This window comes from Synechococcus sp. R3-13 (genome assembly GCF_047462195.1).
Taxonomy (GTDB): Bacteria; Cyanobacteriota; Cyanobacteriia; order Thermostichales; family Thermostichaceae; genus Thermostichus.
This window is the reverse complement of the sequence record NZ_JANSIO010000518.1, coordinates 1-3,758: the sequence shown is the minus strand read 5'-3', so window position 1 is coordinate 3,758 and position 3,758 is coordinate 1. Positions and strand designations below refer to the sequence as shown.

Here is a 3,758-nt window from a genome sequence, read left to right as displayed (position 1 = left end):
GATGGGGTCGTCCCTCTGTTGGCTTGTCGGCAGAGGGGTGTGCCCGCCTTTTGACCTCTGCCAAAGGGCAAATGGCTGGGGAAATCTGGGTTGGAGGTGCAGGCTGCGATCAGAGGGATCCGGATCCCTGCTATCCCCCCCTGGGGGTTCCCATCCTGGTCAGAACATAGCCTCACCGCTGCTGTGCTGCGCAAAGGCGGCAGCAACAGCCAACCCAAGCCTGAGCCATTCGGCAAGCTCGGATCCGGGATCCCGCATTCATTAAAGACTGCGACTGCGAAAACCGACGTGCCTCCTTTGGGGCAGGAAAAACCTGAGATGATTGTGACATTCTCCTTGGGCAAATGCAGCCGGCAGCGTGGGGATCCCAATTTCGGCCAGGATACGTGTTGGGACAGAATAGGCCTGCGGCCACTTGTGCAAAGGGTAAAAGAACTATCCGAGGGAGGTGACTGCATTGTTTGCCCAAGTCACTGCTGCCGCTCTGCTGGGACTCCGGGCCGTGCAGGTTACGGTGGAGGTGGATGTGGGCGGTGGCTTGCCCCAGATCACCTTGGTGGGACTGCCCGATACTGCCGTTCAGGAGGCCAAAGAGCGAGTGCGGGCGGCGATCAAGAACTCCGGCTTTGCTTTACCCCAGCGGCGGATCATCGTCAACTTGGCCCCTGCCGATCTGCGCAAAGAGGGCCCCAGCTTCGATCTGCCCATTGCCATCGGGATCTTGGCGGCCTCCGGGGTGATCGAGGGGGAAGCGCTGGCCAACACCCTGATGGTGGGGGAATTGGCCCTAGACGGCACCCTACGCCCGGTGGCCGGGGTTCTGCCTATTGCCGCCAGCGCTGCCGAGATGGGGATCCGCCGCCTGGTGGTACCCCAGGAAAATGGGCCGGAAGGAGCGGTGGTGCAAGGGATCCAAGTGTATGGGCTGCCCTCCTTGGCGGCGGTGGTGGGCTGGCTGCAAAACCCAGAGGGAGTTGAGCCGGTGCGGATCCAGCCAGAGCAGATGTTGCCAACCGAAACGGAACCCCTGCTGGATTTGGCCGATGTGAAGGGGCAAGAACATGCCCGGCGGGCTCTGGAGATCGCGGCAGCCGGCGGGCACAACCTGTTGCTGGTGGGCAGCCCGGGAGCGGGCAAGACCATGCTGGCGCGGCGACTGCCCGGCATTCTGCCCCAGCTGCAGTGGGAAGAGATGTTGGAGATCACCCGCATCTACTCGGCAGCCGGCCTGTTGCGGCAAAACCTGCACCTGGGACGCCAGACCCCCCTGATCGCCCAGCGGCCCTTTCGCGCTCCCCACCATTCGGCTTCGGCAGTGGCGCTGGTGGGTGGCGGCCCCTACCCCAAGCCCGGGGAAATCTCGCTGGCCCACCATGGCATCCTGTACCTGGATGAGCTGACGGAATTCCGGCGGGAGGTGTTAGAGGTGCTGCGCCAACCCCTGGAAGATGGCAAAGTCACCATCTCCCGCGCCCGCGTTTCCCTAGAGTTTCCCGCCCAAACCACCCTGGTGGCCTCCACCAACCCCTGTCCCTGCGGCTTCTACGGGGATCCCGTTCACCCCTGCACCTGTACGCCGCAACAGCGGGAGCGCTACTGGTCCAAGCTCTCCGGCCCGCTGCTGGATCGCATCGACCTGCAGGTGCGGGTCAACCGCCTTAAGCCGGAAGAAATTGTCCGCGCCCAGGGCGGCGAATCTTCCCAAGCGGTGCAGCGGCGGGTGGAGCGGGCACGACAACGGCAGCGGCAGCGCTTTCAAAACGAGCCTGGGATCCACTGCAACGCCCAGATGCAATCCCGCCACCTGCGGCAGTGGTGCTCCCTTTCGGATCCCTGTCGCAAGCTCTTGGAAAGCGCCATCCAAAAGTTGGCCCTGTCTGCGCGGGGGAGCGACCGCATCCTCAAGGTGGCCCGCACCATCGCCGATCTCGAGGGCGCGGAGGCCATTGCCCCCACCCACATTGCCGAAGCGATTCAATACCGCAGCCTGGATCGCGCTCGGCTGTAAAGCCCAAGCGCTCGGCGCCGCTGACGCGACCACCCCCAGCCCCCCTCCCAGATAGGGTTTCCCTCACTGCCAGAGCTCCGGCCTGCCCTACGGGATCCCATCCCCTGTTTTGTCGGGAAAAAGCTGTCCCCCCTGCACCTGAAGGATTTGGGCGGCTTTGAGCCAGCCGGCGTCAAAGGATCCCAGGTGGGTGGTGGTAACCAAGGTTTGCACGCGCTCCTGAATGGCTTCCAAGAGTTGGTTTTGCCGCTGCAGATCCAGCTCGGCCAGCACATCGTCCAAGAGCAGCAAGGGCGGATCCCTGACCACCTGCTCGATCAGCTCCAGCTCCGCCAATTTCAGAGCCAAAACCAGAGTGCGCTGCTGGCCTTGGGATCCATAGGCGCGGGCGGCAACTCCGTTAATGCACAGCTCCACTTCATCCCGATGGGGGCCCACCAGAGAGCTGCCCAGGGAGTGTTCGGCGGCGGCTTTGGCGCGGATCTCGGCCAAAAACTGGGCTTGGATCACTTCGGGGCTGGCCTGGGGATCCGGCAGGGGCACTTGGGGTCGATAGGTAAGGGTCAGGGTTTCCCGTCCACCGCTAATGACCCGGTGCCAGTGAGCAGCCAAAGGCTCCAGCCGTTGCAGCAGCCGGGCGCGGCGGCGCATAATTCGGCTACCGGTGGTGGCCAGTTGGGCATCCCAGAAGGCCATCTGCGAGAACTTGTCGCCGGCAGCCGCGGGATCCTGCTTCAGCAGGGCGTTGCGCTGCTTGAGGATCTGGCGATATTGCTCCACCAGGCCGAGATAAACCGGCTCCAGTTGCAGCAACACCCCGTCCAACCAATGGCGCCGCGTCTCCGGAGCGCCCCGCACCAGCTCCAGATCCAGGCTGGAGAACACCACGGCATTCACCTGTCCCAAAAAGTCCGCCTGGCGGCGCAGCACCTGCCCGTCCACCTTCAGGGATCGTCTGCCGCTGCTGCGCAGCTCCATCACCAGCTCATGGGCCACACCCAGCCGTTCCACCGTGGCGGCAATCTGGGCTTGTCGCTCCTCTTGGTATACCAGCTCCCGATCCCGGCTGGCCCGCCGCGAGCGCAAGGTGGCCAACAGCTCCACCGCTTCCAGCAGGTTGGTCTTGCCCTGGGCGTTCTCCCCCACCAGGATGGTTTTGGGCGCGTCAAAGGTGATCTCTTGATCCCGGTAGTTGCGAAAGTGGCGCAGGTGCAGAGAACGCAGGTACACTAAGGGCAGATGTAAAGACGCGATCAATATCTAACCAAGAACAGCCCCCGCTCTGGGGGCTTTCACTTTAACCCAACTGCAGCAGGGGCAAGAGAAGGTAGAGGGGTTAACCCCGAAGACTCAGCCAGCAGGGATCCCCTCTATCCCCAGTTCCGGGTAGGCCAGATCAGCGCCTGGTCAGGGTAGTCATCCCCCCGAGGCGCTCAGCCGCCAACAGGTGTAGGGCAGCGCGGGCGGAGTAGAGGGCAGCTTTGCTAAGGCTGTAGTCGGCGAAGGTATAGCTGCCGGGATCCGTATTCACGTTGCTCAACAGCTCCTGCGCTTGATTCTGCAGGTCAGAGACGCTGCCGGAGTTGATGTTGGCGAAGGCCATCTCCGCTTGCAGCCGGCTGAGGTACTCCTGAGCCCGGAAAGGGGCCTCGAAGAAGGAACGGCCAGGGCGGCCCATGAAACCCAGCTCCGCTTCGTAGAGAACTTTGGCTGCTTTGGCTAGGTTGTGTTGATCTTTCATTTGAGCCAA

At 63.1% G+C, this 3,758-nt stretch carries 2 protein-coding genes and 1 pseudogene; 1 reads left to right on the top strand and 2 read right to left on the bottom strand.

Annotation, left to right across the window (positions count from 1 at the left end):
• The first annotated feature begins 457 nt into the window (after positions 1–457).
• Entirely contained in the window at positions 458–2,008 is a 1,551-nt protein-coding gene (locus tag NW856_RS14215; protein WP_011434260.1) for a YifB family Mg chelatase-like AAA ATPase, read from the top strand.
• Between the two features lie 87 nt (positions 2,009–2,095).
• Here the strand turns inward: NW856_RS14215 and recF are convergent, their stop codons facing one another.
• Both recF and NW856_RS14205 read right to left on the bottom strand, forming a co-directional pair.
• Positions 2,096–3,238: a DNA replication/repair protein RecF gene (gene recF, locus NW856_RS14210; protein ID WP_414400764.1), complete on the bottom strand. Its 1,143-nt coding sequence runs from the start codon at positions 3,236–3,238 to the stop codon at positions 2,096–2,098.
• Positions 3,239–3,404: 166 nt separating this feature from the next.
• Positions 3,405–3,758, bottom strand: a pseudogene (locus tag NW856_RS14205) (DNA-binding protein); the annotation flags it as partial.